Genomic DNA, 26983 nt, shown 5'->3' with positions numbered 1-26983 from the left:
GGCCCGCTCGGGGCTGCCGGGGGCGTAGCTGTGGACCGGCTCGTTCACCGGTGCGGGGACCTGGGTCACAGCGTCCATGCGCACACGCACTCCTTGGGGTACTCGGCCGCGAGGCCGGAGGTCTGGATGTCCGGGGCTCTGGGTGCCCGGATGTCCGGGGCGGATGACCCGGTCGGCGCGGGGCGCCGCGCCGACCGGGGAGGGTGGAGGGGTGCGGCCGGGGCTGTCCGGCCCAGGCGCCGCAGCACCTCCGGGTGATGCCGACCGTGCGGCTACAGCGAGACCAGCCAGCCGCCGTCGACGGTCAGCGTGTGGCCGGTGACATAGGCCGAGGCCCGCGAGGCCAGGAAGACGACGGCCCCGCTCAGGTCGGCCGGCTCACCGACCCGGCCGAGCGGGATGTGATCGCGGACGATCCGCTCCTCGACCTCCTGGCTGGGCAGCAGGTCCGAGGTCATGGCGGTCCGCATGTAGCCGGGGGCGATGGAGTTCACCCTGATCCCGTGCCTGCCCCACTCGTACGCCATGTTCCTGGTCACCTGGACGACGGCGGCCTTGGAGGCGTCGTACACCGAGGAGCGCTCACCGTCCACCACCAGGCCGCCGATGGAGGAGACATTGATGATCCGGCCGCCACCGCGACCGCGCATGGTGCGCGCCGCGCGCTGCGCGGTGAAGTACGTGCCGCGCAGGTTGACCGCGAGGGTGAGGTCGAACTCCTGCTCGGTCGCCTCCAGCGCGCTGTTGCGCAGGGAGACACCCGCGTTGTTGACCAGGATCTCCGGGCGCTCGCCCCGGGACTCCAGTACGTCGAAGGCCGCGTTGACGCTCTCGGTCGAGGTGACGTCGAGTTCCAGCGGGACGCAGTCGGCTCCTGCCGCGCCGAGCCGGTCGCAGGCCTCCCGCGCGGCCTCGGGGTCGACATCGGAGACGATCACCCTGGCCCCCGCCTCGGCCAGGGCCAGGCACTGGGCCCGGCCCAGGCCGCCCGAGGCGCCGGTGACCAGGGCGGTCTGTCCGGTCAGGTCGAAGAGGCGGTGTACGGTCGGTTCCTTGTGCTGCATGCGGGGGCTCCTCGGCCGGCCGGGTGGGAGAGCCGGCGGCGTGGCTAGAGGCCGTAGTCGGTGAGTATCTTCACGACCTGCTGGGAGTCGTGGCGGATGTGCTCGCGGATGTGCTCGCCGGCGACGTCCGCGTCCCCTGCGGCGATGGCCGCCGCGAGCGGACGGTGGTCCACCCCGGTCCAGTCCGGGGTCTTCACCGCCTTCGAGCAGAAGTACCACTGGCGCAGCGCGAGGTTGAAGTGGATCTCGGCCGTGGTGATCAGATAGTCGTTCCGGGTCATCCGGTACAGGCTGCGGTGGAAGGCCGCGTCCAGGTCGATGCACTCCTGGAGCTGATCGGTGGCGAACTGCCGCTCGGCCAGCGCGACCAGCCGCTCCTTCTCCGCCACCGAGCCCCGGGTGCACGCCAGCACGGCGCTGAGGCTTTCGAGTTCGAGCCGCAGCTCCATCACGGACCGGGAGTCCTTGAGCGCGATGTCGGTGACATACGTCCCGCTGCGCGGGAAGATCGCCACCAGCTTCTCGAACTCCAGCCGCCGGATCGCCTCGCGCACCGGCGAGGCGCCCACGCCCAGACTGCTGCGCAACTCGGCCTCGCTGAGCCGCTCGCCCGGCATGATCTCGCACCGCACCAGTCGCGAACAGAGTGCGGAGTGGGCCGATTCGCTGAGCAGGCTCGCAGTCCCGGGCTCGCCACTGGCCGTTCGCTTGCCGGCGACGTATGCAGAGCGCACTGTGTCCAACCTCTCTGGAGGCGGCACCGCCGACCTGTTCGGCGGTGCCACCGGTGGATGACTCGGAGCAGACTAGACGTCAGGCGGCGCCTACCGGGCCGGTTCCTCCCGACCGTCCGCCAGGAGGTCGTCGAGCACGGTGGAGATGCCGTTCTCGACCGTGCAGGCGTAGTCGCCGACGGAGTACTCGCCACCCAGGACCTCGACCACCTTCAGCTGCACGCCGTTGACGGAGAGCACCGAGCTCAGCTCGACCTCGGCCGGACCGAAGGTCTTCCGCTTGAGGACGAAGTCCTTGGAGGTGTCGCGGGAGACGATCTCGAACGCCTTGAAACCCGGCCCGTTGGCCTCGGGGAGCGCATGGACCTGAAGGTGCGGATAGAGCGCCATGTCGGCCCACGCGTCATTGGAGTAGCCCTGCTGCGGCGTCATCGAGATGCCGAAGACCGGCCGGCCGGCCCGGGTGACCGTGCCCCGCACCGCGGCTTCGCTGTCCGTGAGGTCGATCTCACCGAAGTGCTTGGGGTAGCCCCACACCTCACGGCCGAACGCCACGCTCCAGGGCTGGTCCTCGTACTCGAAGTAGTAGTTCACCCCCAGCTGGTCCTTGTACCGGACCGGGATGACGACGCCGGAGTCGTAGAAGGGCCCCGGTGTGGCGTTCCCGAAATCCGCGATCTGCACCACGAACCGGTCGTCGGCCAGCTCGAACGGGGTGGGCTCCAGCAGCGCCCGGAGGTTGGCGGCGTCGCCCCGGCAGTAGACCGAGAGGGTGCGGAGGTTCTCGGACCAGTACGGCTGGTCTCCGCTCGGGTACCCGAGGTACTTGAAGAAGTCCTTGACGTCGTAGTCCTGCTTCATCGTCAGCTCCATGGAGGATGGTTCGGTGGTGGTGCGGCGCAGGCGGACGTCAGTCCCGGCTGGCCTCGTGGACCCGTCGCAGGAACGTCTTCAGCTCCGGCGTGGTGGGAGAGTCGAAGATCTGCCCGGGGGTGCCCTGCTCCAGGACGGTTCCCTGGTGGAGGAAGCAGACCTTGGAGGAGATCTCGCGGGCGAAGGGCATCTCGTGGGTCGTCATCATCATCGTGATGCCGTCGGCGGCCAGCTCGCGGACGAGGTTCAGCACCTCGATCACCAGCTCCGGGTCCAGGGCCGAGGTGATCTCGTCGAGCAGCAGCACCTCCGGGCGCATCAGCATCGCGCGGGCGATGGCCACCCGCTGCTGCTGGCCGCCGGAGAGCTGGTCGGGGTAGGCGTCGGCCTTGTCCTTGAGGCCGACGCGCTCCAGCATGGCGCGGGCGTCCGCCTCCGCCTGGGCCTTGGTCGCCACGCCGGCCCGTACCGGGGTGAGCGTGCAGTTGCGCAGCACCGTCATATGCGGGAAGAGGTTGTAGCTCTGGAAGACGATCCCGACCCGGCGGCGCAGCCTGACCAGGTCGACTCCCTCGCCGGAGATGACATCGCCGCCGAGTGAGATCCGGCCGGCCTGGATGGCTTCGAGCCCGTTGACGCAGCGCAGCAGGGTCGACTTCCCCGATCCCGATGCCCCGATGAGGGTGACCACCTCGTGCCGGGCGACGGCGAGGTCCACCTGGTCGAGGACGGTGTGCTCACCGTACTTCTTCGTCACCCGGTCGAGTTCCACGAATGCAGCCGTCATTGCTCAGACCCTCTTCAGCTTTGTGCCGGAGCGCGCCAGCAGGTAGTCGACGAATCGGGTCTGCGGAATCGTGATGAGGACGAACACAAAGCAGACCGCGGTCACGGCGGAGAGGTTGAAGTCGTTCGCCGAGTAGATCTTCGCCTGGCTGAACGCATCGATGATCCCGACCACGATCACCAGCGCGGTGTCCTTCTGCAACCCGATGAACTGGCTCAGCATCGGCGCCGCGATGTTCCGCGACATCTGCGGCAGGATCACAAACCTGAGCACGTCCTTCTGGGAGAGTCCCATGGAGAGCGCCGCCGAGGTCTGCCCCTTGTTGATGGACTCGATACCGGCCCGGTACAGCTCGGCATTGTAGGCACTGTAGGTGAGGGCCAGCGCCACGATCGCGTAGACCACCGGATCGCCCTTGCTGAGGATCGGGACGTCGGTGAGCGGAAGGCCGAAGCACACCAGGTAGATCAGGACCACCGACGGAATGCCACGGAAGACGTCGATATACGCGATGGACAGTATCCGCACCGGCCAGAAGCCCTTGTCGGGGAGCAGCCTGCCGATCGCGAGGAGGAGGCCGAAGGCCATCGCCAGGATCTGCGCACCGACGGCGATCTCGATGTTGACGGTCAGTGCCCTGAAGATGTCCCCGAGGCTCTTGGCCATGAAGGAGGTGTTGAAGAACGTCTTCTGCACCGCGCCGTCATTGGTGACGATCAGCAGTCCGACCAGCGCGGCCACGGCCACGAATCCGGTCAGCCCGAGCGAGGAGACGGATGCGTTCCGGGACCGGGCCGCCGACGCCCGCGCCTCGGTGTGGCGGTGCTCGTCCCATTCCCGTTCCGAGAGCTTGCTCCGGCGGTACGCGGCCAGAATCGGGCCGCCCAGGACCAGGACCGGGAGGACGATTCCCAGCAGGAGGTGTGGCGCCCCGGACCGGCTGACCGCAGCACCGGTGAACTGGTAACACAGCACGACCGCCAGCAGGGCCAGCACGGCCGCACTGCCGAGGTACCTGGAGGTGGACAGCGGCCGGGCGGGGGAGAAGCCCTGGACGCCGGGGGGTTCCGACACGGCGGGCTCTCTTCGGTCTGCCTTTGTGTCCGTCATCGCGAACTCCAGTCGGGGAGTGCGGTGGGGTCACCGCCGAGGATCGGATTGAGCCACTCGGCCATGATGGCCTTGAGGGTTCCGTCCTTCTTCATGTCAGCGAGAATCTGGTCGACTGCGGCGACCTTCGGCGAGCCCTTCGGGAACAGGGCGGCGACATCGCCGCCGACCGGGTACCTTCCGATCACTTCGAGCTTTCCGTCCGACTTGGCGGCCCGTGGCATGACGGTCGCGGTGTCGTTCAGTGCCGCGTCGATCTGGCCCGCGAGCAGCGCGTTGAAGAGGTCGTCGTTGGAGTTGAAAACGCGCACCTGCCGGGGCTTCAGGCTGTCATTGACGAACTTCAGCTGCACCGAGCCGGCCAGGACGCCCACGCTCGCCCGCTTGATCGAGGTGTCGGTGAGCTTCGAGCCCTTCTTGACCAGGACACCCGTCTCGTACGTGTTGTACGGAGTCGAGAAATCCACGACCTTGCGCCGCTCCGGGGTGTTGTAGATGTCCCAGACCGCGAAGTCGAAGTTCGATGCCTTGGCCGTCACCAGGGCTTCGAAGGAGGCATTGACCAGGTCGATCTTCTTGAGGCCCGCCCGGTTCGCGATCTCCGCGTCAAGGCAGTACATGTAACCGCCGTCGACGGAGTCGAGCGTGTTGCCCCGGTAACCCGCCGGGTAGGGCAGCGAGGCGGCGACGGTGAGTGCGCCGCTCCGAATGGTGTCCATCTTGTGGATGGGCGGGTTTTCGGTGACCTTGCAGTCCCCGAACGGTTTTCCCCCCTGCGCGTCCTTCGACCCCTGCCCTGAGCAACCCGTGAGAGTAAGCAGTCCGGCAATCCCGACAGCAACGCCGGACCACAGCGACTTCTTCACCTGGTACCTCGTCTCGTAGCACCCCTTCGGCTCCGGCCAGCCAGCGCCGAGCCCCCGGCATCAGTGGAATTCCACTGACATTTCAGTGATATGGCCGTCACCGTACACGGCGGCGACTGCCCTGCCTAGGGGTTGATCCCGCCGTGACCAATCAGAGACGTCCCCCACCCCCGGGCCGAGACCCGCGCCCCCGCCGCCGGCCCTTCCGGGCGGGACGGCGGCCCGCACCGCAGGGCGAAGCGGCGTTCCTAGGCCTCGGGCGGCCCCGTCACCCCCAGCGCCGCCACGGTGTCACCGGCGCTGACGGATGCGCAGGCCGGGCGGTATGTGAGCCTTCCCTGGCGGATGCTGACCGCCCCGGACGCCGGCCGGCCCCTGGAGATCTCGGTCCACCTCACGGACTGCGCGGCCATCCGGGGTGTGCACCTGGAGCACCACGGCGATGTGGTGGAGGAGCGGTGGCGCTGGGAACAGGCGTCCGTTCTGGCTCGGTCCGCAGCGGGCCGGCCGACTCGACCATCCAGGGTGAGACGCTCCACCTGGAGCGGCAGCTTGCGCAGCTCGGGGACCCTGACCTCGATGACGAAGCCCGGGTTCGCGATGGGCCGCGACGTTGCGGAAGCAGGCGGCCTGGGACTCCCGGCCGGGTGCTTGCTGTCGTCCGGCGTCGTGGGTTGCGCGGGCGCCATCGACCTGGTCCATGTCCTGCTCGGCCAATCCGGTGACGGCCTGGATGACGGGTAGCAGGCGCTGCCCCAGCGGGGTGAGTGCGTAGTCCACGCGGAGCGGCACGGCCGGGGTGACGGTCGACCACAGAGACCGGCGCCATCGGGCCGGCCATGGCATGGCCGCGCACGAGGAGCGGCGCAGGAGCGATGGCGCCGCAAGGCGATCGGAACTCCCAATCGGCCCTCAAGGCCGTTGCGCGGGTAGCGGTTGAAGTGCGGGCCAACGGGTGAGCATGCTCTCGCGCATGGCTGCGGTGAGCTTTCCGAGATCCGGCAGCTCGCTGCTCCCGGCGGTCAGCCGGCTGACGATCCGGAGGCGGTGTACCAGCCGTTGGCGCGCGGTCGCGGTGCCCCACTTCCAGTCACGGTACGGGATTCTGCTCAGGTGGTCGGTGGTCCCGCGCTGGGCCCGCTGGACCAGGGCGTCGCCCCGTAGCAGCCAGCCGGCGCACGCGTCGGTGAGATCGCCCTGGACCTCGGTGCCGGTCGCGTGGCGCCATGCCGTGCGGTAGGCGGCCTCGGCCGCGTCCAGCATGTCGGGATCGGGAGCGGTGGCACACCAGCAGGTCGGGAAGCCGATGCGCAGGTAGGCGAGTTCCACGATCCCGTTGCCCAGCGCGGCCTGTTCGAAGTCGATGAACCTCACGCCGCTGCTGGTGTGCCTGTCGTTGCCCGGACAGGGATCGCCGTGCAGCAGGGCCTGACCGACCGTCCGGGTCAGGCGGTCGACCAGGCCGTCCAGTTCGGTTCGAGCGTTGCTCGGCACCGCTACGCCGAGTGCCCTGGCAAGCCTGAGGAAGGAGTCGGCATCGTCCTGGGTCGGACCCGACCAGGTCGGAAGGCTGCCTGCGGCGTCAGCGTCGGTGGCGGCGTGGAGCCGGGCCAGCGCCGCCGCGTAGTCCACCGGCCAGTCCTCGCGCGGCTCCTGGTGGTCCAGGTGCTCCAGGACGAGCACCCGTTCAGCTGGATCGGTGCCGAGGAGCACGGGCACTACGGGTGGGTCGACCCGGGACGCGAGCTGTAGGGCGGCCACCTCGCGGGCGTACCTCTCGGCTGCTCCCGGGCCGTCGATGAGCTGCTTGACCACCACGGGTGCGCCCGACAGCTCGGCCCGCCAGACGCGTGATCGCGGGCTGCTGCCCAGCCTGCGGGCTCGTCGGGGCGAACCCAGCTCGGCCCGGAGCTTCTCCCCCCACGGCAGTTGTGACCACATCGCCTCATCCTTCCAGGGCGGTCGGCCTTGTCGAGCGGGGGTGCTTCAGTCGTCGGTCCGGCGCAGCAGATAGGTGTCCATGATCCACCCGACCCGGTCGCGGGCCTGCTGCCGGAGACGCGCGATCTGCGGGGCGGTCTCCCGCAGCGGACCGGAGGCCAGGATCTCGTCCGGGCCCGCGAGGTAGGCGCCGTAGTGGATGTGGACCCCGGCGGGGTCGATCGCCGCGAAGGCGCTCTGCCCGTCGAGCATCACCACGGTGTCGGGCGATCTCGGAGGGAAGCCGTCGGCGGCCAGGCGCCGGCCGGTGGTGATCTGCAGCGGCCGGCCGACCCGGGCGAGGGTGGTGCGGTGGCGGGCGGCCAGGACCGAGACGCTGCTGATCCCCGGTACGACCTCGTAGGTGAACGCGGCCGGATCGGCGGCCAGGACCTCGTCGAGGACGGCGGTCATGCTGTCGTACAGCCCGGGGTCCCCCCAGACCAGGAGCGCGCCGGTCCCGTCGGGGCCGACGTGTTCGGCGATGAGGCGCCCCACCAGCTCGGCCCGGCGCCGGCGCCAGTCCCGGACGGCCTGCGCATAGCCGGGTGCGGTGCGGTCGCGTTCGGCGTCCGGCACCTCGACGACCCGGTGGCCGGGCCCGGCGTGCTCCTCGATCATCCTGCGGCGCAGCCGCATCAGGTCCTGGCGCTGCTCGTTCTTGTCGAGGAGGAGGAAGACGTCGGTGCGGGCGAAGGCCTTGACCGCTTGCAGGGTGAGGTGGTCCGGGTCGCCCGCGCCGATACCGATGACGATGATCTGCCGCATGGGCACGATTGTGCCGGTCACCCGCGCGGCGGGACCGTACGGCCCCGGGGCCGCCGCCGCTGAATCGTCGGCCGGGCGGCGCGCTCACGCGGGGCGGGTCCTGTGCGGCGGATGTGAGGCCGCCGGGGGCCGGTGTCACCCGTACGAGAGGTTGGAGCAGGGGTCGTCGTCCGCCGACCGCGCCTGGCCGGCGACCGCGGACGGCAGGGCGGTGGGCGCCGGGGACGGGGCGGTGGCCGCCCCGGACCGGCCGCCGGGCGCGGCCCGCGACAGACTACCGAGCAGGCTGCGCGCGGCCGCGAGGTCGGCCGGACACCCTCGGTCAGGACGGCCGCCCGCCGAACTGCCAGTTGTGTGCCTCGATGTCGGCGTACCGGTCCGGGGTCAGCACGGCGCGCGCCGTCTCCGGGTCCGGCGCCCGGACAGTGCCGCCGTGCCCAGCCAGGTGGCGCCGTCGTCGGACAGCAGCGGCCCGTAGGCGATCAGCTCGTCCCGGTCCGGCGGCACCGCGAGGTCGGCGGGCTGCCCCGTGCCGAGGCCGAGCACCAGATACCGGTTGTCGCCGGTCCGGCCGCCGGGGAAGTCCCACATGGTGCGCCCCAGCGTGTGGCGCCACCGGTGCAGCAGCACGTTCCGGTAGGCGCCGGCCTGGTAGTTCGGCTCGTCGAAGGCGAACGCGCGGGCGGCCACCGGATCGGGCAGGCTGACGATGTGCAGGCTTCCGGTGGGTGTGTCGGCGTCGTCGGCGAAGGTCGGGCGCCGGGCGATCATTCCTCCGCGTACCGATCCATATCGGACCAGAGCTCTTCCAGCAGCTCGTCGCGTAGCGCTGCGGAGCCGGACCGGTCGCGGTGGTAGCAGAGGAACTCCATGCCCAAGGATCTCTTCGCGGCGGTAACCCGGTCGAGTGGGTTTCACTGCGGTGGCTGCTCGACAGCCCCACAGAGAGCTTCCGGCTGTGACATGCGGCGGTCGGTCCCGACCGGTTGTCAGTGCCCGGGTCCATAAGTGCCGCCGACAGCCGTGGCGGGCCTAGAAGGCGCTCCCTGCTCCGGCCTTCGTGTCGCAGGCCTGGTGGAAGCGTTCCAGGACGAGTTCGACCAGTTCGGGCGCGTCGCCCAGTGGCTCGGAGATGCCGACCGCGCCGGCTGCGGTCGAGGAGTCGGCTGCCTGGCGAAACAGCCGACCGGGAGCAAAGCAGTAGGAAGCGACCGCGACCCGGTGCGCTCCCGCGAGGCGCAGTTGCGCCACCGCCTCCCCGGGCGTCGGTGACGCGGTCGACGCGAAACCGGCCAGGCACGGCAGACCGAGATCCGCGCCCAACGCGGACGCCATGGCGGTCACCGACGAACACGCTTCGACATCGCTACTGCCCGCAGCTGCCACCACCACTGCGTCAAACGCGGCATTCAGCTCGGTGAGGCGGCGCCGCAGCGCCGCGACCAGCCGCTTGTCGGGCGCGCCCGGCGAACCGCCCAGCACCGGCGTCACGACCGGTGCCAGGGCCGGCGGGTCGGACAGCGCCCTGGGCAGGTCGACCCGGGCGTGAAAAGCGGAGGTCAGCAGCAGCGGCACCACGACCACACGGTCGTGTCCGGCCTCGGCGAACGTGCTGAGTACTTGACGTGCCCGGGGGCGGACGTGCCGGAGGTACGCGACCTCGACCCGGCAGGCCTGGGACAGCCTGACCGCCTGGGCGAGCGCGCGAGTGGACTCCTGCGCCCGGGGGTCGAGGCTGCCGTGCGCCAGGAGGAGCAGCGCGCTCGCGGCAGACTCGGCGGCGGCCCGTTGGTACGGCGTCTCGGTCATGTCGGTCACTGTCGTACCACCCTTGTCATACGGTGCGGATGCCGGTCCCATGGAGTGATGAACACACTACAGTCCGTGACGGAACTTGGGGTCGACCGCAGGTCGGCTCCAGAGCCCCGGTCGCCTGGTTCGCGGCAGTCGGGTCGGTCTCATCCCGGCGCCGCCCTGGTGAAGCCCACGTCGCCACCGTGGGCCCGGCCGACCCTCCGGCACCGAACCTGAGACGCTGTCAGTCCGGCGTGGCAGAGTATCGGTCATGTCCCAGGACTCGGAGCAGGGCGCCTCGGCGGCGGGCAGCACCAACAATTCGGTGTCGGACAGCACGGTCAATGGTCCGATCTTCCAGGTCCGCACGGTGTACGGCGGCATGCACGTCCACGACCAGCCGAAGGCGGCCCGGCCACCCGGGCCCGACGCGGTGGAAGTCCTGGTCGAGCAGCACGATCCGGTCGGGCGGTATGTCGTGCTCCCCGCGCTCGACGCCATCACCGCCGACCCACCCGTGCGGGGGCCGGGCGTCCTGACCGGCGGCGAGGACATCGCAGGGTGGGCACGGGACCACGGCGGCATCGACTTCGGCCACACGGTGCTGTTCGTCACCCTGACCAACCGCTCGGACGCCCATCTCACGCTGCGCGGCATCCGCGCCGAAGTCCTCGAACGCGACGCGCCGCCGACCGGTGCGCTGATCGGGAAGGAGACGGCCGGGAGCCAGTCGGTGCCCGAACTGACCTTCGACCTCGACCGGCCCGAGTCGCAGCTGTGGGAGGTCGACGAGTACACCCGCCGACCCATCGGCACCCGGCCGTACCTCGACCGCACCCACGTTCGCCTCGCGCCGGACGAGTCGCTGAAGCTGATCATCACTGCGGAGGCCCGCCGCTACTGCTGCGCCTGGCAGCTGAGCCTGACCTTCCGTCCGGACGGCGCCCCGGAGTTCACCGTCCAGCCGCCGGACCGCTTCCGCACCACCGGCCTGCCGGTACAGGGACTCGCCCCCGTGCTCTCCTGGCGGTGGAGCCTCAATCCGCCCCGCTTCATACCCAGGGCCGCTCACCTGGACTGGTGCCGTGTCGGCCACAGTGAGCCGCGGCCGCTGAACCCGCTGCCGGAGGGAGCGCGACCGCCCTTCTGGGCGCGGCATCCCAACATCCTCCGGTTCCGGCCCGCGCTGATCCACTTCATCGGCACGGACACGGACGGGCCGGAGCTCGACCGCCGGCTCAAGGACGTCGACGCGGCGATGAGAGCCGTCTGTGACGGCCTCAAGACCGGCGACGACACGGCACTGGAAGGATTCCCGGCGCCCTTACAGGAACTGGTCCGCGCGCTGCTCGCCCTGTGCGCGGGACTCGCTGCCGGACACCTGCCGGCTGAGATCCATGACGCGCTCCGCCACTACATCGAACGGACGCCCGCAGCCGTCGCCCTGGGACCGGTGCTCGCCACCGTCGAGCGGGTCGGCTGACTCCTGCGACCGACCCGACTCGGGCAGCACCGGGCAGCTCCGGGAGGGTGCGTCCGATCGGGCGACCGTGCCGCAGCCGAGAGGGCGCGGGCGGGTGCGCGTCGACTGCGCAGGGGCACCGTCGCATGGGCGGCGCCGGACGATGAGGCGGCTGGGGACGGCAAGGTGGCAGCCGCGCGGAGCATGCCGGACGGGCGGACGGGTGGGTGGGCGGACGGGCGGACGCCGGGTGGCGGCGGGGAGGGACCTTCGTAGGCTTGAGGGCGTCGGCCCGGGGGCCTCCGGTTCCGGGGGCCGCTCTCTTGTGCTCTCGAAGGAGAAGACACCATGACCGCTTCCGCTGCCTCTGGGGGCTCCCGGCGTTCGGCAGATGTCGCCGGGTTCACGGCCTCGCCGCAGCTTGTCCGAGCCTTGCAGCAGATCGTGGTGGACCTCGTGGAACTGCACCTCCAGGGGAAGCAGGCCCACTGGAACGTGGTCGGCCACAACTTCCGGGATCTGCACCTGCAACTGGATCAGGTCGTCGACGAGGCCAGGGAGGCGGCCGACACCATCGCCGAACGCATGCGCGCGCTCGCGTCCTGCCCGGACGGCCGTTCCGACACCGTGGCGGCGACCACCACTCTCCCCGGGTTCCCGGAAGGCGAGCAGAGTGTGAGCTCCGTTGTGGACCTCGTCACCGCACGCCTGCGCGCCACCGTCGATACGCTGCGCACCCACCATGACCAGGTCGACAGCGAGGACCCCTCCACGGCCGACCTGCTGCACGCGATCATCGACTCGCTGGAGAAGCACGCCTGGATGGTCAGCGCGGAGAACCGCACCGTCTGAGACCGGCCCCCCTCGTGCCGTCGGCCGACGACGATCCCTCGGTACGCGAGGATGGCCCCGGGCGCCGTTCCAGTCGATCCCGGCGGGCCCGGGGCAGGCGGGCGATGAGGACCTTCACGTCGTGCTCCGGCGGGTGGTGGAGCGGTGTGCGGTGGAGACGGCGGCGGTGTTCGCGCCGACGATCACGGCGATGGCGAGCCAGGCGAGGAGGTCGAGCCGCTGCCCGAGGACGGCGAGCCCGACGAGGGCCGCGAAGACCGGGTTCACGCTCATGAACACGCCGAAGAAGTGCGCCGGGACGCGGCGCAGGGCCAGCAGGTCGGCCAGGAAGGGCACTGCGGAGGAGAGCACTCCGGCTGCCAGGGCGCAGCCCAGTGCGGTGGGTGTGGGCGGGTGGTGCCAGAGCGCCCAGGCACCGACGGGGAGGTAGAGGGTGCCGGAGAGCGCCGCGGCGGCGGCTGAGCCTTCCAGGCCGGGCAGGCGGGCGCCGACGGTTCGGTTGAGCAGGATGTAGCAGGCCCAGCAGGTCGCGGCCAGCAGGGCCAGGCCGATGCCGAGGTAGTCGGTGGAGGGCGTGGGGCGGGTGAGGACGGCCACCGCGCCCGCGGCCGCTACCGCGGTGGCCAGGTCGATGCGGCGGCGGGAGCCGGCCAGGGCCACGGTCAGCGGGCCGAGGAACTCCAGTGTGACGGCCAGTCCGAGCCCGATCCGCTCGATCGCCGTGTAGAGGGAGAGGTTCATCGCCGCGAAGACCAGCGCGAGGCCCAGCACGGGACGCCACTGCGCTGCGGTGAAGCGCCGCAGCCGGGGCCTGCCGACGGCCGCGAGGACGACGGCGGCCACCCACTGGCGTACCGCTACGACACCGGCGGGTCCGAGGACCGGGAACGCCAGCGCGGCGATGGCGGCCCCCGTCTGGGTGGACAGGCCGCTGCCCAGCATCAGCGCCACCCCGGCCCCGTGCCCCGAGCCCCGGGCGGGAGCGGCCCCGTCGGCTGCGGTGGTCCCGTCGGCCACCGCGGTCCGGGGCGTCGCGGCGGGGGAGGAGTCGGGCTTCATGCCCCCACGATGCGAGTGCGGCCGGCATACGCAAAATGCATCCAGCCACCGACCTATACGCTGGACGTATGGACGAGCTGCGGAACAGGGCGGCCGGGCTGGAGCTGAAGCACCTGCGGTGCCTGGTCGCCATCATGGACACCGGCAGCTTCACCGACGCCGCCCGTGAACTCGGCATCTCCCAAGCCGCCGTCTCCCGCACCCTCGCCGCCCTGGAAAGCCTGCTCGGCGTACGGCTGCTGCACCGCACCAGCCGCAGCATCGCCCCCACCGCCACCGGCGTCCAAGCCCTGGCCCGCGCCCGCGTCCTGCTCGCCGGCGCCGACCGACTCGTCCGCGAAGCCACCACCGGCCACACCCGCCTGCACATCGGCCACGCCTGGTCCGCCTTCGGCCGGCACACCACCGAGTTCCAACGCCGCTGGCACCAACAGCACCCCGAGACCGAGCTGCGCCTCATCCGCCACAACACTCCCACCGGCGGCCTCGCCGAAGGGCTGTGCGACCTCGCCGTCATCCGTGCCCCGATCGACCTCACCCCGTGGTCGCACGCGCTGATCGGCCAGGAGGCCCGCTATGTCGCCCTGGCGTCCGACGATCCCTGGGCCCGCCGCCGCAGTATCCGCCTGGCCGAGCTCCCCGGCCGCACCCTGGCCATCGACCGCCGGACCGGCACCACCGCCTTGGACCTGTGGCCCGAGGGGGACCGGCCCGCAGTCGAGTACACCCATGACATCGACGACTGGCTCGCCGCCATCGCCACCGGCCGCTGCATCGGAGTGACCCCCCAGGCCACCGCCGCCCAGTACCGCCGCGACGGCATCAGCTACCGCCCGCTGCGCGACGCCAAGCCGGTTCCCGTCCACCTCATCTGGCGCGCCCACACCACCCACCCCGCCACCCACACCGCGATCGCCCTCGCCGCCGACCTCTACCGCGAGGACCACCGCACCCCGCGCGCGCGTACGTGACCAGCCGGGGCCACCGGCGCTGTCAGCCGAGGCTGCTCCGTCCAGGCGCAGCGGGTGTCAGCTGCCGCAGGCGCATCCGGCCGGGGCGTCGGTCGGCTCGGCGGGCTGCTCGCCACCGGTGCAGCAGGGGGCGGGGGTGCTGCCGGCGCTGCTGCCGAGGGTGTCGGCGTCGGCCTTGACGACGTAGACCTCCCAGGGCTCCTTGCCGGGGCCGGTGACCCAGACCTTGTCCTGGAGGGCGTAGCAGCAGGAGGTGTCGTTCTCCTCGAAGGTGGCCAGGCCGGCGTCCTTGAGCCGGTCGGTGGCGGCGGTGACGTCGTCGGTGGTGGCGACCTCGACGCCGAGGTGGTCCAGGCGGGTGTCCGCGCCGCTCTCGCCCTCGATGAGGACGAGCTTCAGGGGCGGCTCGGTGACGGCGAAGTTGGCGTAGCCGGGGCGGCGCTTGGCGGGTTCGACGCCGAAGAGCCTGGAGTAGAAGGCGATGGAGCCTTCGAGGTCGGCGACGCGCAGGGCGAGCTGGACTCGGGACATGGCACTGCTCCCAACATGCTGGATTGATGTACGTCGATGCAACCTTGCGCTCTGGATCGAAGCTTGTCAACATAGACGCATGTCGAAACAGGAACTTCGGGTGCTCGGCCAGGACGACGGCGCGGACGGGTGCTGCCCCGGGCTGCTGGCTGCTCCGCTGGACGAGGGCCAGGCCGTGGAGCTGGCGCGAGTGTTCAAGGCGCTGGGCGATCCGGTGCGGCTGCGGCTGCTGTCGATGATCGCCTCCCGGGCCGGGGGAGAGGTGTGCGTGTGCGACCTGACCCCGGCCTTCGACCTGTCCCAGCCGACGATCTCCCACCACCTGAAACTGCTGCGGCAGGCCGGGCTGGTCGACTGCGAGCGCCGGGGCACCTGGGTGTACTACCGGCTGCTCCCGGAGATGACCGACCGCCTCGCCGGCATCCTGACCCGCCCGGCGGGCGAGCCGCTGCCCGCACCTGCCGCCGCGCCCGGGGCCGGCTCGTGAGCGCCGAGAGCCAGGCGTCCGCTCCGGTGGCGGCCCGGCTGTCGTTCACGGACCGCTACCTCGCGGTGTGGATCCTGGCCGCGATGGCCCTCGGCCTCGGGCTGGGCCGACTGGTGCCCGGCCTCGGGGAGGCGCTGGCCAAGGTGACCGTCTCCGGCGTCTCGCTGCCGATCGCGCTCGGCCTGCTGGTGATGATGTACCCGGTGCTCGCCAAGGTCCGCTACGACCGACTCGACGCCGTCACCCGGGACCGCCGTCTCCTGGTCCCCTCGCTGGTGCTGAACTGGCTCGTCGGCCCGGCGCTGATGTTCGCCCTGGCCTGGATCTTCCTGCCCGACCTGCCGGAGTACCGTACCGGGCTGATCATCGTCGGGCTGGCCCGGTGCATCGCCATGGTCATCATCTGGAACGACCTGGCGTGCGGCGACCGCGAGGCCGCCGCCGTCCTGGTGGCCCTCAACTCCGTCTTCCAGGTGATCGCCTTCAGCGCGCTGGGCTGGTTCTACCTGTCGGTCCTGCCCGGCCGGCTCGGCCTGGCACAGACCGCCCTGGACATCTCGGTGTGGGAGATCACCCGCAGCGTGCTGATCTTCCTCGGCGTCCCCCTCGCCGCCGGTTACCTCACCCGCCGTCTGGGCGAGAAGGCCAAGGGCCGCACCTGGTACGAGACCACGCTCGTCCCGCGCATCGGCCCCTTCGCCCTGTACGGGCTGCTGTTCACCGTGGTCGTCCTCTTCGCCCTCCAAGGCGGGGCCGTCACCTCCCGGCCGTGGGACGTCGCCCGCATCGCGCTGCCCCTGCTGGTCTACTTCGCGCTCATGTGGACCGGCTCCCTGCTGCTCGGCCGCGCGGTGGGCCTGGAGTACCCGCAGGCCACCACGCTCGCGTTCACCGCTGCGGGCAACAACTTCGAACTCGCCATCGCGGTCGCCATCGCCACCTTCGGCGCCACCAGCGGCCAGGCCCTGGCCGGGGTCGTCGGCCCCCTCATCGAGGTGCCCGTCCTCATCGGCCTGGTCTATGTCGCGCTCGCGGCCCGCCGCTGCTTCCCCCAACCCGCCGCCGCCCCCGAAGGTCCCGCCCGTGTCTGAGTCCAAGCCGTCGGTGCTCTTCGTCTGCGTCCACAACGCGGGCCGCTCCCAGATGGCCGCCGCGTTCCTCACCCGCCTCGGCCAAGGCCGGGTCGAGGTCCGCTCGGCCGGCTCCGCCCCCGCCGACACCGTCAACCCCGCCGTCGTCCAGGCCATGGCCGAGGTCGGCATCGACATCGCCGCGGCGGCACCGAAGGTCCTCACCTCCGAGGCCGTGCAAGCCTCGGACGTGGTGATCACCATGGGCTGCGGCGACGCCTGCCCGTACTTCCCCGGCAAGCGGTACCTGGACTGGAAGCTGGACGACCCGGCCGGTCAAGGCGTGGCGGCCGTCCGCCCGATCCGCGACCAGATCGAGCAGCGCATCCGTGGCCTGCTCGCCGGACTCGGTATCGAGGCCGCCGCCTGATCAGCGCCGCAGCCGTTGCCCGTTCTCTCCCGGCTCCCCCGTGCCCGTCCGGCGTACGCGCGTCGATGACCTGGTGCTGGGAGCAGAGCGGGGGACGTAGGGAAGTCAGGGCGGCGTTGCCACTCGACGGGGAAACAGGACCCGGGCTGTTCCCTGGTCCGCCGTGTGACGGATGATGGTGACCGACCGGCCGGTCAGCGGACGTGAGGGGCAGCGTAGTGACAGACGGCGAATCCACCTGGTCGGAGTCGGACTGGTCGGAGTCGGACTGGTCGGGGTCGGACCCGGGGTCGGCCCACGTCGGCGGGCCGGAAGCCACCATGGCCGTCGCCCCACCCGAGGCCGGGGCCGAGACCGGGGGCGGGAGCGCGGGCCCCCGGCGGTCCCTGCGCCGGCGACTGGGCGGGAGCGTGGTCTTCCTCGTCCTCGCCGCTCTGTTCTTCCTGCCCTGGTGGACGCTGTTCGCCTCCGGCGCCCACTGGCCGTTCCCGGTCTTCCTGGCCGGCACGGTGGTCTTCGCCGCCGGGCTGGTCTCCTTCCCGTTCCTGATGGCCGCAGGCCACGGGCGCCGGCGGGCCGACCGGGCGGCTCGTATCGCGGACAGCACCCTCGGGGTGGTCTGGGTGCTGTTCACCTGGTCGGCGCTGGGCGGGCTGCTGCACCTCGTGCTGGTCGGGCTCGACATCGGCGGCGCCGACCGCGCCAGGGTCATCGCCCTGGCCGTCGCCGTGGTCTCGGCCGGACTGCTGGCCTGGGGACACCACGAGGCCATGCGTGTGCCCCGGGTGAAGCGGATGGACGTCCGCCTCGCGCGGCTCGGCGGCGGCCTGGACGGGACCCGGGTCGTCGTGCTGGCCGACACCCACTACGGGCCGATCGACCGGGCCGGCTGGTCGGCGCGGGTCGCCGAGGCGGTCAACGCGCTCGACGCCGACGTCGTGGTCCACGCCGGCGACATCGCCGACGGCACCCCCGCCCAGCGCCGGGAGCAGTCCGCGCCGCTCGGGACGGTCCGGTCGCGGCTGGCCAGGGTCTACGTCACCGGGAACCACGAGTACTTCGGGGAGGCCCAGGGCTGGCTGGACCGCATGGCGGAACTGGGCTGGGAGCCGCTGCACAACCGCCACGTCGTGGTGGAGCGCGGCGGGGACTCCCTCGTGCTCGCGGGCGTGGACGACGTGACCGCGGACTCCTCCGGCCTGGCCGGACACAGCGCGAACCTGCTCGGCGCGCTGGCGGGGGCCGACCCGGACCGGCCGGTCCTGCTCGTCGCCCACCAGCCCAAGTACGTCGCACAGGCCGCTGCCGCCGGCATCGACCTCCAGGTCTCCGGGCACACCCACGGCGGCCAGATCTGGCCGTTCAACTTCCTCGTCCGGATCGACCAGCCGGTGGTGCACGGCCTGAGCCGACACGGCGAGCGGACCCAGCTCTACACCAGCCGGGGCGCCGGCTTCTGGGGGCCGCCCTTCCGCGTCTTCGCGCCGAGCGAGATCACGCTGCTCACCCTGCGGTCGGCGTAGCACCGACCCCGGCGCGGGACGCCCGGTACGGCAGGGCGACGCGCGGCCCGTCGCTCTGCCGTACGAGGCGCGCTCACCGCCGCCGGCGGCGCCGTCCCGACGCCCCGGCGGATGTGGGCGGGTTCGTGCCACGGGGGCCGGCCGCAGGCCCGCGCGTACAGCGGACCTCCGCCGCCAGGCCGAGCAGCGCGGCCCGGTCCGCTCGGCGCACCTGGGCGGCCGTCACGCGACCCGGGCCGGGGCGAGCGGGGTGAGCGCGGCGTACTCCAGCGGGGCGGACGGGTCGATCGACAGGTTCAGCGGGGAAGGTGCGGCGCCCGAGCGCACCAGCAGGTCCCCGATGGCGGCGATCATGGCGCCGTTGTCGGTGCACAGGCGCAGCGGTGGTACGCGCAGGGTGATGCCGGCGGCGGCGCAGCGTTCTTCGGTGCGGGCGCGGACGCGGGAGTTGGCGGCGACGCCGCCGACCACGACGAGGGTGCTGATGCCGTGGTCGGTGCAGGCCCGGACGGCCTTGCGGGTGAGGGTGTCGGCGATGGCCTCCTGGAGGGAGGCGGCCGCGTCCGGGACGTGGGGTTCGGTGCCGGCCGCGCGTTGCCCCTCGACCCAGCGGGCGGCGGCGGTCTTGAGGCCGGAGAAGGAGAACGCGTACGGGTCGTCGCGCGGTCCGCTGAGCGGGCTGGGGAGGCGGACGGCGGCGGGGTCGCCGGTGCGGGCGGCGCGGTCGATGGCGGGGCCGCCGGGGTAGGGCAGGCCGAGGATGCGGGCGACCTTGTCGAAGCATTCGCCGGCGGCGTCGTCCAGGGTGTCCCCGAGGTGGACGATCGGGTCGCGGGCCAGGTCGCGTACCAGCAGGAGCGAGGTGTGGCCGCCGGAGACGACCAGCACGACGGACGGGTTCGGCAGCGGGCCGCCGTCCAGCGTCGCGGCGGCGACGTGCCCGGCCAGGTGGTGCACCCCGTAGAGGGGGACCCCGAGCGAGAAGGCGTAGCCCTTGGCGGCGGCGAGTCCGACCTGGAGCGCGCCGGACAGGCCCGGTCCGGCCGTGACGGCGACGGCGCCGACGTCGGCCAGGGTGAGCCCGGCCCGCTCCAGTGCCTCTCGCACGACGGGAGCCATGGCGTGGACGTGCGCGCGGGCGGCGATCTCGGGGACGACCCCGCCGTAGCGGGCGTGCTCGTCCATGCTGGACGCCACGGCCTGCCCGAGCAGCACGCCGTCGCGCACCAGGCCCGCACCGGTCTCGTCGCATGACGACTCGATCCCCAGCACCACCGGCGATCCCGCCATCTGCCGCAGCTCCTTCTTGCCCTTGGTATGCAACTACATACTAGATGCAACAAGGGCGGCGGCCGCGCCCGCTGGGCGCAGGCGCGGAGTTCGCGGACACGGCAGCCCAGCCCGATCGGGGTGGCGGGCCGGGGCGTCCAAGGCGACCCCCGCGTAGACGGGAGCGGGAGCGGCGCACATCGGGAACTCGATGGACGGCCGGTACGACTGTCTGGGCGGAGACCTGGCAGCATCCGAAGGGGCGGCCGTGCAGATGATGAGTGGCGGTAGGGCTTCCGCTCGGACAGCAGTACCCGAGGCAGCCGCAGGCGCGCGGGTGACGTTGCTGCTGTCGTGCGCGATGGCGTTCTCGATGATGCAGTTGTTCCTGGTCGGGGCGCTCGGGCCGCGACTGGTCGGCGTGTTGGGCGTCTCCCGTACGGAGCTGGGGCTGACCACGACTGCGGGTTTCGGTGTCGCGGCGCTGCTCTCGCCGGTGGCGGGGCGGCTGGTGGACCGGGTGGGGCCGCGACGGTGCGTGGTGGCGCTGCTGCTGCTCACGGCCGTCTCGCTCGCGCTGATCGGAGCCGCGCCGGGTGCGGCGGCGCTGCTGGGCGGGGTCGCGCTGGGAGGTCTGCCGCAGGCCCTGGCCAATCCCGCCACCAACAAGGTGATCCTGACGGCCTTTCCGATGGCGCGGCGCGGCGCGGTCACCGGATGGAAGCAGTCGGGTGTGCAGTTCGGCGCGTTCGCGTCCGGTCTGCCGCTCTCGCTGCTGGCGGCCGGCGTCGGCTGGCGCGGTGCCGTATGGGCGGCGGCCGGGACTGCCGCCGGTGCGGCGCTATGGGCCGCACGCGTTCTGCCCGCTGACGGGGTGCCGGCTCCGGTCCGCAGCGGCTCCGGCTCGGCGCCGGGTGGGTTCGTCGGCAGGCTGGCGGCCTTCTCGCTGCTGCTCGGCTGCGGGGTGGCGTCGGTCAACACCTACCTGGCGCTGTTCGGCAGTGAGCGGCTCGGTCTGTCGGCGACGGTGGCCGCGCTACCGGTGGCCGTGCTGGGGTTGGCGGGCATAGTCGGCCGGGTCTGCTGGTCGCGGGCGGCGAACGAGGACGGCCGGGTCGATGTGCTGCCCTCCCGGCTCGCGCTCGGTGCCGTCGGTGCCGCGCTGCTGCTGGCCGCAGCGGCTGTGCTGCCGCTGCTGGTGTGGCCGGGGGCGGTCGCGGTGGGGGTGTTCGCGGTGTCGGCGAACGCCGTGTCGATGGTGCTGGTGATGCGGCGGTCGGCGCCGGGCCGGGCGGGGCGGGACTCGGCTCTGGTGTCGGCGGGCTTCTTCGCCGGCTTCGCGGTCGGCCCGCCGCTGTTCGGGCTGGCGGTGTCGGCGGCCGGATACGGGCCGGGGTGGCTGCTGGTGGCGGGGGAGTTCGCGGGGGCGGCGGTCACGGCGTCCCTGGCGGTGCGCCGGGTCCGGAGGGTCGCGTGAGCCGCACGTGGGCCGAGCGGGCCCTGGCCGGCGTGCTGGAGCGGGTCGGGACCACTGCCGAGGAGGTCGGGCCGCGCTTCCCCCTGTACGCCGATCCGGGCACCGGGCGTTGGACGACGACCGGGCGCGGGTCGTGGGCCGGTGGGTTCTGGGCGGGGCTGCTCTGGCTGCGGGCGCTGGCGTCGGGGGACCGCACCGATGTCGCGGCCGCTCGTAGGAGCACCCTGCGCCTGGCCTGCTGGGTGGACCAGGACACCGCCACCCGGGGGATGATCTTCTGGTACGGCACCGCGCTGGCCGACGCCACGGCGGACGGGTTGCGCGACCGGGCCGCACACGCCTGCCTGGGCGCCTTCGACCCCGTACTGGGCGTGGTGCCCTGGGGTGGTGCGTTCGGCGGGCCCCGGCGGCTGGCTCGGGCCGACGGAGTGCCGGGTACGGTGCCGCTGCTCGCCCGGGTGGGGGAGGCGGGTCTGGCTGCGGCCCGCTCCCACCTGACGCTGCATCTGGGGCTGTGCCTCGGGGAGGAGCCGCCCCGTCCGGCCTGGGCGGCGTTGCCCGGCGGCGGATGGCGGGGGTGCGACGAGCCCGCACCGGGCTGGAGCCGGACGGCGGCCTGGCTGCTGCTCGGCGCGGCGGACGGGATGTCCGTCCCGGCGATCGGCCGCTGCGGTGAACTCCCGGCTGCGGTACGGCGACTGACCGCCCTGCGGCTCGTCGGGTCCGCACCGCTGGTGCCCCCGGCCGGTGGGCCGGGTGGGCCGGGTGGGCCGGGCGACACGTCGGCGGCCGCGATCGAGGCGGTGGCCGCGTTGAAGCTGGCGGCGCGGGCTCGGGCGGCGGGGGCGGCGGCCGACGCCGATCGGCTGGCGGCGCGGGCGGAACTCGTCCTGCGCCGGCTCTGCGCGCACCACCTCTCGGAGCCGGGCGGGCCCCGGCCCGCCGGGATGCTGCTGGGCGGTTGCTACGACGCGGAACGCGGCCTGGCGACCCGGCATGAGCTGGTGTGGGGCGACTTCTTCCTGGCCGTCGGGCTGGCGATCCTCACGGGGCTGATCGGGCCCTTCGCCGCCTGATCCCGGCGCCGACCAGCCGACCGGGCCCCGGCCGGCGGGCTTCGGGCGCCCGGGTGTTCAGCGCTCCGGGCGCAGCACCCGGCGGGCGACCGCCGAGATGTGCAGCTCATCCGGACCGTCCAGCAGCCTGGCGGCGCGGCCGGACCGGAAGAGCGCGGGTAGCGGGGTGTCGGGGCCGAGCCCGGCCGCGCCGTGGACCTGGATCGCGGCGTCGGTGACCTGCTGGAGCATGCGGGCCGCCGCGACCTTGGCGAGTCCGGTCTCGATCCGGGCGTCCTGCCCGGACTCCAGGCGGCTCACCGCTTCGTACACCAGCGGCCGGGTGGTGCGGAGGGCGAGGAGCGAGTCGAAGACCAGCTGCTGGACGAGCTGGCGGTCGGCGAGCGGGCCGGACGCCTGGGTACGGGAGCAGGCCCGCTCGCACATCAACTCGTAGGCGCGGGCGGCCTGGCCGAGCCAGCGCAGGCAGCGCAGCACCCGGCCGAGGCGCAGCCGCTCGCCGGCTGCCCGCAGTGCCCGGCCGCGCTCGCCCACCAGGTGGTCGGCGGGCACGGTGACACCGTCGAGTGCGATCTCCCACTGCCCGCCGGCTCCGAGGATCGGCAGTTCGCGGACCACTCGGAAGCCGGGTGCCGCGGTGGGCACCAGCAGGAGCGACAGTTCTGCGGGCGCGGCCGGGTCCCCGTCGGTGCGGGCCATGACGGTGACCAGGTCGGCGGCTGCGGCTCCGGTGGTGAACCACTTGCGGCCGTGCAGGGTCCACCGGCCGTCGGCGCCGGCGACGGCCCGGGTGGAGGTCATCGTGGGGTCGGTGCCGGGTGTGTCGGGGTCGGTCATCGCGTAGCAGGTGCGCAGCTCACCGGCGGTGATGCGCTTCAGATAGCGGTCCCGGACGGCGGCGGAGCCGTGGCGGGCCAGCGTCAGCACGTCCAGGAGCGGGGCGGAGCCGAGGGCGGCGGGGCCGTGGTCGCTGGCCCCCTCGGCCTCTGCGACGTGCGCGTACCGGGACAGGGGCAGTCCCCGGCCCCCCAGCTCGACCGGCAGCGGCAGCGCCCACAGCCCGGCGTCCTTGGCCTCGGCCTGGAGCCGTGCCAGTGCTCGGCGCGCGCCGGGGCCGCCGGCGTCGAGAACCTGCTCGCAGGGGATCACCCGCGCCCGGACGAACGCGGCCGTCCTCGCGCGCAGCTCGGTGATCTCGCGGGGACAGTCGGGCAGTCCACCCGCAGTGAAGAGTGCTTTGTGATCGTTCACGGGAGTTTCTCCTGATTCACCGGGAACCCGATGAGACGACAATCCGACTCTCTGGCTGTGGAAGTGGTCGGCTGCGGAAGCGGCCGAGTTCCCGCGCCCGTCCCTGTGACCCGCGCAGCCGCCGCGCGGCTGCCGGAGAGGAGAGCCATGGCCCGCCCTGCCCTCGCCCCGGCGGCGCAGCCGCTCGACGCCGTGCACCTGCGAGTCTCCGGACCGCCCGCGCTCACCGCCCCAGCCCTCGCACACCTGCGGGCACTCGGCGTGAGACCGCTGGAGGAGCGGAACCCTGACGGACCGGCCCGGTTCGAGGCACCCGGCGGGGTGAGCGCCGAACTCGCCTGGGCCGACCTGTGCCCGGCGGCCGACGCCGCCGACGAGGCGACCGTCCAGGCCCTGACCGGGATCATGCACGTCCACGGCAGACGCGACGGCGAACCGCGCGGTCTCGCCGCCGACTACGCCGCGACCTGCGCCAGTGTGCTCACCGTGCAGGGCCTGCTCGCCGCGCTGGTCGGCCGGGCCCGTGGCGGGAACACCACGCACCTCTCCACGGGCGCCGACCGGGCGGCGCTGCTGACGGTCTCCCAGTACCTCGCGGCAACGGGCGCGGACGAGGACGAGGCGGTCCCGATCGGCCCGGGTGGTCCGCCGTTCACCGCCGCCGACGGCACCCGCTTCGAGCTGGAGGCACTGGCACCCGGGGTGTGGGACGCCTTCTGGCGCGCCATCGGAGCCCCGGCGGAGGCCGTTCAGGCCGGCTGGCGACCGTTCCAGTTCCGCTACGCCACCGCCTGCGCCGTGCTGCCCGCAGCCCTGCACGCGACCGCCCGGGACACCCCCTGGACGGTGATCGAACAGGCCGCGGCCACCGCCGGCGCCGACGTGTGCCGACTGCACTCCCTGGTCGAGCGGACCGGCGACCCGCAGCCCGAAGCACCCTGGACCTTCCGGACGGGCGCACCGGCGGAGCGTACCCGGGCCCACGGGGCGGCCACGCTTCCGCTCACCGGGCTGACCGTGCTGGAGGCGGGCCGGCGCATCCAGGCCCCGCTGGCCGCCCACCTGCTGGGTCTGCTGGGGGCCGACGTGGTCCGCATCGAGCCGCCGGGCGGCGACCCGCTGCGCGGCATGCCACCGTGCTGCGGCGACATCTCGGCCCGCTGGCTCGCCCTCAACCGGGGCAAGCGCGCGGTGCAGATCGACATCAAGTCCCCCGGCGGCCGGGCGCAGCTGCGCGAACTCGCCGCGGCGGCGGACGTGTTCCTGCACAACTGGGCACCGGGCAAGGCCGAACAGCTCGGCCTGGACGCGGACGCGCTCGGCGCCGCCCATCCCGGCCTCGTCTACGCCTACACCGGCGGCTGGGGCGGCCGGCTGCCCGGCGCCCCGCTGGCCACCGACTTCATGGTGCAGGGGCGCACCGGCATGGCCGAGTGGGTACGCCCGAGCGACGAGCGGCCCGCGCCGTCCCTGATGACCCTGCTCGACGTGCTCGGCGGCCTGCACGGCGCCGAGGCCGTACTCGCCGCCCTGCTGCTGCGCGAGCACACCGGCCGCGGGGTGCGTACCGAATCCTCGCTGCTCGGCGCCGCCGAGACCCTCACCGCCCCGGCCCTGCGACGAGCCGCCGCAGGCGCGGACCCACGCCGTCCAGCAGGCTTCCGCCGCCCACTGCCCACCGCCGACGGCTGGGTCGCCGCCGCCGACAGCTCGCGCACCGACGCCCGAGCCCACGCCGGACAGCTGCGGCAACTGCCCACCACGGACGCGGTGGCCTTCCTACGCGAACGGGGCCTGGCCGCCACCGCCGTCACCACCGACCTGCGGGACCTGTCCGCCGATCCGCGCCTGGCCGGCGCCCTGACCCGCGACAGCCACGGCGCCCTCGCCGTCCCCACGCCCTGGAGGTTCTCGTGACCCCGCTGCTCCACGATCTCGTCCCCGCCACCCTGCGACGGTCCTGGGCCGCAGACGGAAGCTACCCCGACCTGGACCTGTACGCCCTCTTCCGGGCCCGGCGCATCGCCGACCCGCACCGCAGCGCCGTCATCGACGCCAAGGGCAAGCTCTGCTACACCCAACTCGACCGCAGAGCACGGTCACTGGCCGCCGGGCTGCGCGCGACCGGGATAGGCGCCGGCGACGTGGTGGGCATCCAACTCCCCAACAACCGCGACGCCGTGACAGCCGACCTGGCCGTGGCCGCCCTCGGCGCCATCGCCCTGCCCTTCCCCGTCGGGCGGGGCAGCCGGGAGGCGCTGTCGCTGCTCGGCCGCTCCGGTGCGCGCGCCGTGATCGCCGCCACCGACCACCGAGGCACCGAGCACGCTCCGGAACCGGCCGCGCCGAGGAAGGAACTGCCCCACCTGCGGACGGTGGTCGCGGCGGGAACCGCAGCGGCGCCGGAGGGCTGCCTGTCCCTGGCCGAGCTGCTGCGCACGGACGCCACCGGCTTCACCCCCGCCCGGCCGGACCCCGATTCAGCCGCCCGCATCCTGGTCTCCTCGGGCACCGAGGCCGAGCCCAAGATGGTGGCGTACTCCCACAACGCACTCGCCGGTGGCCGGGGCAACTTCCTCGCGGCCCTGAGACGCCCGGACACCGCACCGCGCTGCCTGTTCCTGGTGCCGCTGGCCACCGCCTTCGGCAGCAGCGGCACCGCCGTCACGCTCGCCCGGCACGGCGGCACACTCGTCCTGCTGGACCGCTTCAGCCCGGCCGCCGCGCTGGAGGCCATCCGCCGCCACCGGCCGACGCACGTCCTGGGCGTGCCGACCATGGTGCGCATGATGCTCGACGAGGTGACCGAGCCCCTTCCGGAGCCGACGGCCCTGATCCTGGGCGGCTCGCCGCTGGACCCGGCGACCCGGAAGGAGGCCGAGACGGCCCTCGGCTGCCAGGTGGTGAACCTCTACGGCTCGGCGGACGGCGTCAACTGCCACACCGGCCTCGGCACCGAGCCGCCCTCGGCCGCCGGCCCGGGGACCGTCGTCGGCAGGCCCGACCCCACCGTGACCGACATCCGCGTCACCACACCCACCGGCGGGTTCGCGACCACACCGGGCGAGGTCGGCGAGATCGTGGCACGCGGCCCGATGACACCGCTCTGCTACGTCGGGGCGCCCGAGCTGAACCAGCGGTACCGCACCGCCGACGGCTGGGTGCGCACCGGCGACCTCGGCGTGTTCGACGCCGGAGGCGTGCTTCGCCTGGTCGGGCGGCTCAAGGACATCGTCATCCGGGGCGGCGTGAACATCAGCCCCGCCGAGATCGAAGGCGAACTGGCGGCGCACCCCGCTGTACGGGACGTGCTGTGTACCGGCGTGCCCTGCCCGCTGATGGGCGAGCGGCTGACGGCCTGCGTCGTGCCGAGGGGCGGCCATACGCCCACTCTCACCGAACTGTGCGCGTATCTGGACGCCCGTGGACTGGAACGGCGCAAGCACCCCGAGTCGCTGCTGCTCGCGGAGGCGCTGCCACTGACCCCGGCGGGCAAACCCGACCGCGCGGCCGTACGGCGGTGGGCCGCTGAAGCGCACTGACACCAGC

General features: G+C 72.8%; 25 protein-coding genes and 1 pseudogene. 12 read left to right on the top strand and 14 right to left on the bottom strand.

Annotation, left to right across the window (positions count from 1 at the left end):
- Window positions 1-272: 272 nt before the first annotated feature.
- The 6 genes from ACIQGZ_RS20760 to ACIQGZ_RS20735 all read right to left on the bottom strand — a co-directional run bounded on the left by ACIQGZ_RS20760 (window position 273) and on the right by ACIQGZ_RS20735 (window position 5287).
- Window positions 273-1064: an SDR family NAD(P)-dependent oxidoreductase gene (locus ACIQGZ_RS20760; protein ID WP_402603641.1), complete on the bottom strand. Its 792-nt coding sequence runs from the start codon at window positions 1062-1064 to the stop codon at window positions 273-275.
- Window positions 1065-1108: 44 nt separating this feature from the next.
- A complete protein-coding gene (locus tag ACIQGZ_RS20755) occupies window positions 1109-1798 on the bottom strand; it encodes a GntR family transcriptional regulator (protein ID WP_402603639.1) in 690 nt (229 codons plus the stop codon).
- A 90-nt stretch (window positions 1799-1888) separates the two neighbouring features.
- A complete protein-coding gene (locus ACIQGZ_RS20750) occupies window positions 1889-2671 on the bottom strand; it encodes an acetoacetate decarboxylase family protein (protein ID WP_402603637.1) in 783 nt (260 codons plus the stop codon).
- Window positions 2672-2708: 37 nt separating this feature from the next.
- A complete protein-coding gene (locus ACIQGZ_RS20745; RefSeq protein ID WP_402603635.1) occupies window positions 2709-3458 on the bottom strand; it encodes an amino acid ABC transporter ATP-binding protein in 750 nt (249 codons plus the stop codon).
- A gap of 3 nt (window positions 3459-3461) precedes the next feature.
- Window positions 3462-4532 (bottom strand): amino acid ABC transporter permease, encoded by a 1071-nt coding sequence (locus tag ACIQGZ_RS20740; RefSeq protein ID WP_402603632.1) that lies wholly within the window; start codon window positions 4530-4532, stop codon window positions 3462-3464.
- A gap of 32 nt (window positions 4533-4564) precedes the next feature.
- Window positions 4565-5287, bottom strand: a complete 723-nt coding sequence (locus ACIQGZ_RS20735; RefSeq protein ID WP_402603630.1) for an ABC transporter substrate-binding protein — start codon at window positions 5285-5287, stop codon at window positions 4565-4567.
- 492 nt (window positions 5288-5779) lie between these two features.
- Between ACIQGZ_RS20735 and ACIQGZ_RS20730 the strand changes: the two genes are divergently transcribed.
- On the top strand, window positions 5780-6178 hold the full coding sequence (locus ACIQGZ_RS20730) for a hypothetical protein (RefSeq protein ID WP_402603627.1): 399 nt from the start codon (window positions 5780-5782) through the stop codon (window positions 6176-6178).
- 168 nt (window positions 6179-6346) lie between these two features.
- On the opposite strand, the gene ACIQGZ_RS20725 is transcribed toward ACIQGZ_RS20730, so the two are convergent.
- The 4 genes and pseudogenes from ACIQGZ_RS20725 to ACIQGZ_RS20710 form a co-directional block, all read right to left on the bottom strand.
- A complete protein-coding gene (locus tag ACIQGZ_RS20725) occupies window positions 6347-7375 on the bottom strand; it encodes a phosphotransferase family protein (RefSeq protein WP_402603624.1) in 1029 nt (342 codons plus the stop codon).
- 45 nt (window positions 7376-7420) lie between these two features.
- Window positions 7421-8182, bottom strand: coding sequence for a precorrin-6A synthase (deacetylating) (gene cobF / locus ACIQGZ_RS20720; RefSeq protein ID WP_402603622.1), 762 nt, complete (start codon window positions 8180-8182; stop codon window positions 7421-7423).
- A gap of 322 nt (window positions 8183-8504) precedes the next feature.
- Window positions 8505-9054: pseudogene (locus tag ACIQGZ_RS20715) on the bottom strand (YciI family protein).
- Window positions 9055-9214: 160 nt separating this feature from the next.
- Window positions 9215-9991, bottom strand: a complete 777-nt coding sequence (locus tag ACIQGZ_RS20710; RefSeq protein WP_402603620.1) for a sirohydrochlorin chelatase — start codon at window positions 9989-9991, stop codon at window positions 9215-9217.
- Between the two features lie 256 nt (window positions 9992-10247).
- Between ACIQGZ_RS20710 and ACIQGZ_RS20705 the strand changes: the two genes are divergently transcribed.
- Complete coding sequence (locus tag ACIQGZ_RS20705) at window positions 10248-11459, top strand: hypothetical protein (RefSeq protein ID WP_402603617.1); 1212 nt, start codon at window positions 10248-10250, stop codon at window positions 11457-11459.
- Window positions 11460-11786: 327 nt separating this feature from the next.
- A complete protein-coding gene (locus tag ACIQGZ_RS20700; protein ID WP_402603615.1) occupies window positions 11787-12290 on the top strand; it encodes a Dps family protein in 504 nt (167 codons plus the stop codon).
- 114 nt (window positions 12291-12404) lie between these two features.
- Here ACIQGZ_RS20700 and ACIQGZ_RS20695 read toward each other — a convergent pair whose 3' ends face one another.
- Entirely contained in the window at window positions 12405-13232 is an 828-nt protein-coding gene (locus tag ACIQGZ_RS20695) for an EamA family transporter (RefSeq protein WP_402603658.1), read from the bottom strand.
- 185 nt (window positions 13233-13417) lie between these two features.
- Between ACIQGZ_RS20695 and ACIQGZ_RS20690 the strand changes: the two genes are divergently transcribed.
- The gene (locus ACIQGZ_RS20690; protein WP_402603612.1) at window positions 13418-14320 is read left to right on the top strand and encodes a LysR family transcriptional regulator; all 903 of its coding nucleotides are present in this window, start codon (window positions 13418-13420) and stop codon (window positions 14318-14320) included.
- Window positions 14321-14377: 57 nt separating this feature from the next.
- Here the strand turns inward: ACIQGZ_RS20690 and ACIQGZ_RS20685 are convergent, their stop codons facing one another.
- A complete protein-coding gene (locus tag ACIQGZ_RS20685) occupies window positions 14378-14851 on the bottom strand; it encodes an ArsI/CadI family heavy metal resistance metalloenzyme (protein WP_402603609.1) in 474 nt (157 codons plus the stop codon).
- 79 nt (window positions 14852-14930) lie between these two features.
- Here ACIQGZ_RS20685 and ACIQGZ_RS20680 point away from each other — a divergent pair, with 79 nt between their 5' ends.
- The 4 genes from ACIQGZ_RS20680 to ACIQGZ_RS20665 all read left to right on the top strand — a co-directional run bounded on the left by ACIQGZ_RS20680 (window position 14931) and on the right by ACIQGZ_RS20665 (window position 18361).
- Window positions 14931-15338: an ArsR/SmtB family transcription factor gene (locus tag ACIQGZ_RS20680; RefSeq protein WP_402603607.1), complete on the top strand. Its 408-nt coding sequence runs from the start codon at window positions 14931-14933 to the stop codon at window positions 15336-15338.
- Window positions 15335-16429 carry an ACR3 family arsenite efflux transporter gene (gene arsB, locus ACIQGZ_RS20675; protein WP_402603604.1) on the top strand — a complete coding sequence of 365 codons (1095 nt, stop codon included), beginning with the start codon at window positions 15335-15337 and terminating at the stop codon, window positions 16427-16429. Before ACIQGZ_RS20680 ends, arsB begins: the two co-directional genes overlap by 4 nt.
- Entirely contained in the window at window positions 16422-16838 is a 417-nt protein-coding gene (locus ACIQGZ_RS20670) for an arsenate reductase ArsC (protein WP_402603603.1), read from the top strand. Before arsB ends, ACIQGZ_RS20670 begins: the two co-directional genes overlap by 8 nt.
- A gap of 320 nt (window positions 16839-17158) precedes the next feature.
- Window positions 17159-18361 carry a metallophosphoesterase gene (locus ACIQGZ_RS20665; RefSeq protein ID WP_402603655.1) on the top strand — a complete coding sequence of 401 codons (1203 nt, stop codon included), beginning with the start codon at window positions 17159-17161 and terminating at the stop codon, window positions 18359-18361.
- 222 nt (window positions 18362-18583) lie between these two features.
- On the opposite strand, the gene tsaD is transcribed toward ACIQGZ_RS20665, so the two are convergent.
- The gene (gene tsaD, locus ACIQGZ_RS20660) at window positions 18584-19651 is read right to left on the bottom strand and encodes a tRNA (adenosine(37)-N6)-threonylcarbamoyltransferase complex transferase subunit TsaD (protein ID WP_402603602.1); all 1068 of its coding nucleotides are present in this window, start codon (window positions 19649-19651) and stop codon (window positions 18584-18586) included.
- Window positions 19652-19967: 316 nt separating this feature from the next.
- Here tsaD and ACIQGZ_RS20655 point away from each other — a divergent pair, with 316 nt between their 5' ends.
- Together ACIQGZ_RS20655 and ACIQGZ_RS20650 are read left to right on the top strand one after the other, a co-directional pair.
- Window positions 19968-21107: an MFS transporter gene (locus ACIQGZ_RS20655; protein WP_402603601.1), complete on the top strand. Its 1140-nt coding sequence runs from the start codon at window positions 19968-19970 to the stop codon at window positions 21105-21107.
- The gene (locus ACIQGZ_RS20650; protein WP_402603600.1) at window positions 21104-22183 is read left to right on the top strand and encodes a sugar ABC transporter permease; all 1080 of its coding nucleotides are present in this window, start codon (window positions 21104-21106) and stop codon (window positions 22181-22183) included. Before ACIQGZ_RS20655 ends, ACIQGZ_RS20650 begins: the two co-directional genes overlap by 4 nt.
- Before the next feature lie 57 nt (window positions 22184-22240).
- On the opposite strand, the gene ACIQGZ_RS20645 is transcribed toward ACIQGZ_RS20650, so the two are convergent.
- The gene (locus ACIQGZ_RS20645; RefSeq protein ID WP_402603599.1) at window positions 22241-23434 is read right to left on the bottom strand and encodes an acyl-CoA dehydrogenase family protein; all 1194 of its coding nucleotides are present in this window, start codon (window positions 23432-23434) and stop codon (window positions 22241-22243) included.
- Between the two features lie 147 nt (window positions 23435-23581).
- Between ACIQGZ_RS20645 and ACIQGZ_RS20640 the strand changes: the two genes are divergently transcribed.
- Together ACIQGZ_RS20640 and ACIQGZ_RS20635 are read left to right on the top strand one after the other, a co-directional pair.
- Window positions 23582-25351 carry a CoA transferase gene (locus ACIQGZ_RS20640; RefSeq protein WP_402603598.1) on the top strand — a complete coding sequence of 590 codons (1770 nt, stop codon included), beginning with the start codon at window positions 23582-23584 and terminating at the stop codon, window positions 25349-25351.
- Window positions 25348-26976, top strand: a complete 1629-nt coding sequence (locus ACIQGZ_RS20635; protein ID WP_402603597.1) for a class I adenylate-forming enzyme family protein — start codon at window positions 25348-25350, stop codon at window positions 26974-26976. The genes ACIQGZ_RS20640 and ACIQGZ_RS20635 overlap by 4 nt, the downstream gene beginning before the upstream one ends.
- The last annotated feature ends 7 nt before the right edge of the window (window positions 26977-26983 follow it).

This window comes from Streptomyces sp. NPDC092296 (assembly GCF_044755465.1).
Classification (GTDB): domain Bacteria; phylum Actinomycetota; class Actinomycetes; order Streptomycetales; family Streptomycetaceae; genus Peterkaempfera.
The sequence above is the reverse complement of the archived record's forward strand: the minus strand, read 5'-3'. Positions and strand labels throughout refer to the sequence as shown.

Excerpts from the sequence above, each read along its gene's own strand:
- ACIQGZ_RS20760 (WP_402603641.1), bottom strand. The coding sequence starts at position 1,064 with ATGCAGCACAAGGAACCGACCGTACACCGCCTCTTCGACCTGACCGGA.
- ACIQGZ_RS20750 (WP_402603637.1), bottom strand. The coding sequence starts at position 2,671 with ATGGAGCTGACGATGAAGCAGGACTACGACGTCAAGGACTTCTTCAAG.
- ACIQGZ_RS20745 (WP_402603635.1), bottom strand. The coding sequence starts at position 3,458 with ATGACGGCTGCATTCGTGGAACTCGACCGGGTGACGAAGAAGTACGGT.
- ACIQGZ_RS20735 (WP_402603630.1), bottom strand. The coding sequence starts at position 5,287 with ATGGACACCATTCGGAGCGGCGCACTCACCGTCGCCGCCTCGCTGCCC.
- ACIQGZ_RS20730 (WP_402603627.1), top strand. The coding sequence starts at position 5,780 with ATGCTGACCGCCCCGGACGCCGGCCGGCCCCTGGAGATCTCGGTCCAC.
- ACIQGZ_RS20725 (WP_402603624.1), bottom strand. The coding sequence starts at position 7,375 with ATGTGGTCACAACTGCCGTGGGGGGAGAAGCTCCGGGCCGAGCTGGGT.
- cobF (WP_402603622.1), bottom strand. The coding sequence starts at position 8,182 with ATGCGGCAGATCATCGTCATCGGTATCGGCGCGGGCGACCCGGACCAC.
- ACIQGZ_RS20710 (WP_402603620.1), bottom strand. The coding sequence starts at position 9,991 with ATGACCGAGACGCCGTACCAACGGGCCGCCGCCGAGTCTGCCGCGAGC.
- ACIQGZ_RS20705 (WP_402603617.1), top strand. The coding sequence starts at position 10,248 with ATGTCCCAGGACTCGGAGCAGGGCGCCTCGGCGGCGGGCAGCACCAAC.
- ACIQGZ_RS20700 (WP_402603615.1), top strand. The coding sequence starts at position 11,787 with ATGACCGCTTCCGCTGCCTCTGGGGGCTCCCGGCGTTCGGCAGATGTC.
- ACIQGZ_RS20695 (WP_402603658.1), bottom strand. The coding sequence starts at position 13,232 with ATGCTGGGCAGCGGCCTGTCCACCCAGACGGGGGCCGCCATCGCCGCG.
- ACIQGZ_RS20690 (WP_402603612.1), top strand. The coding sequence starts at position 13,418 with ATGGACGAGCTGCGGAACAGGGCGGCCGGGCTGGAGCTGAAGCACCTG.
- ACIQGZ_RS20685 (WP_402603609.1), bottom strand. The coding sequence starts at position 14,851 with ATGTCCCGAGTCCAGCTCGCCCTGCGCGTCGCCGACCTCGAAGGCTCC.
- ACIQGZ_RS20680 (WP_402603607.1), top strand. The coding sequence starts at position 14,931 with ATGTCGAAACAGGAACTTCGGGTGCTCGGCCAGGACGACGGCGCGGAC.
- ACIQGZ_RS20665 (WP_402603655.1), top strand. The coding sequence starts at position 17,159 with ATGGCCGTCGCCCCACCCGAGGCCGGGGCCGAGACCGGGGGCGGGAGC.
- tsaD (WP_402603602.1), bottom strand. The coding sequence starts at position 19,651 with ATGGCGGGATCGCCGGTGGTGCTGGGGATCGAGTCGTCATGCGACGAG.
- ACIQGZ_RS20640 (WP_402603598.1), top strand. The coding sequence starts at position 23,582 with ATGGCCCGCCCTGCCCTCGCCCCGGCGGCGCAGCCGCTCGACGCCGTG.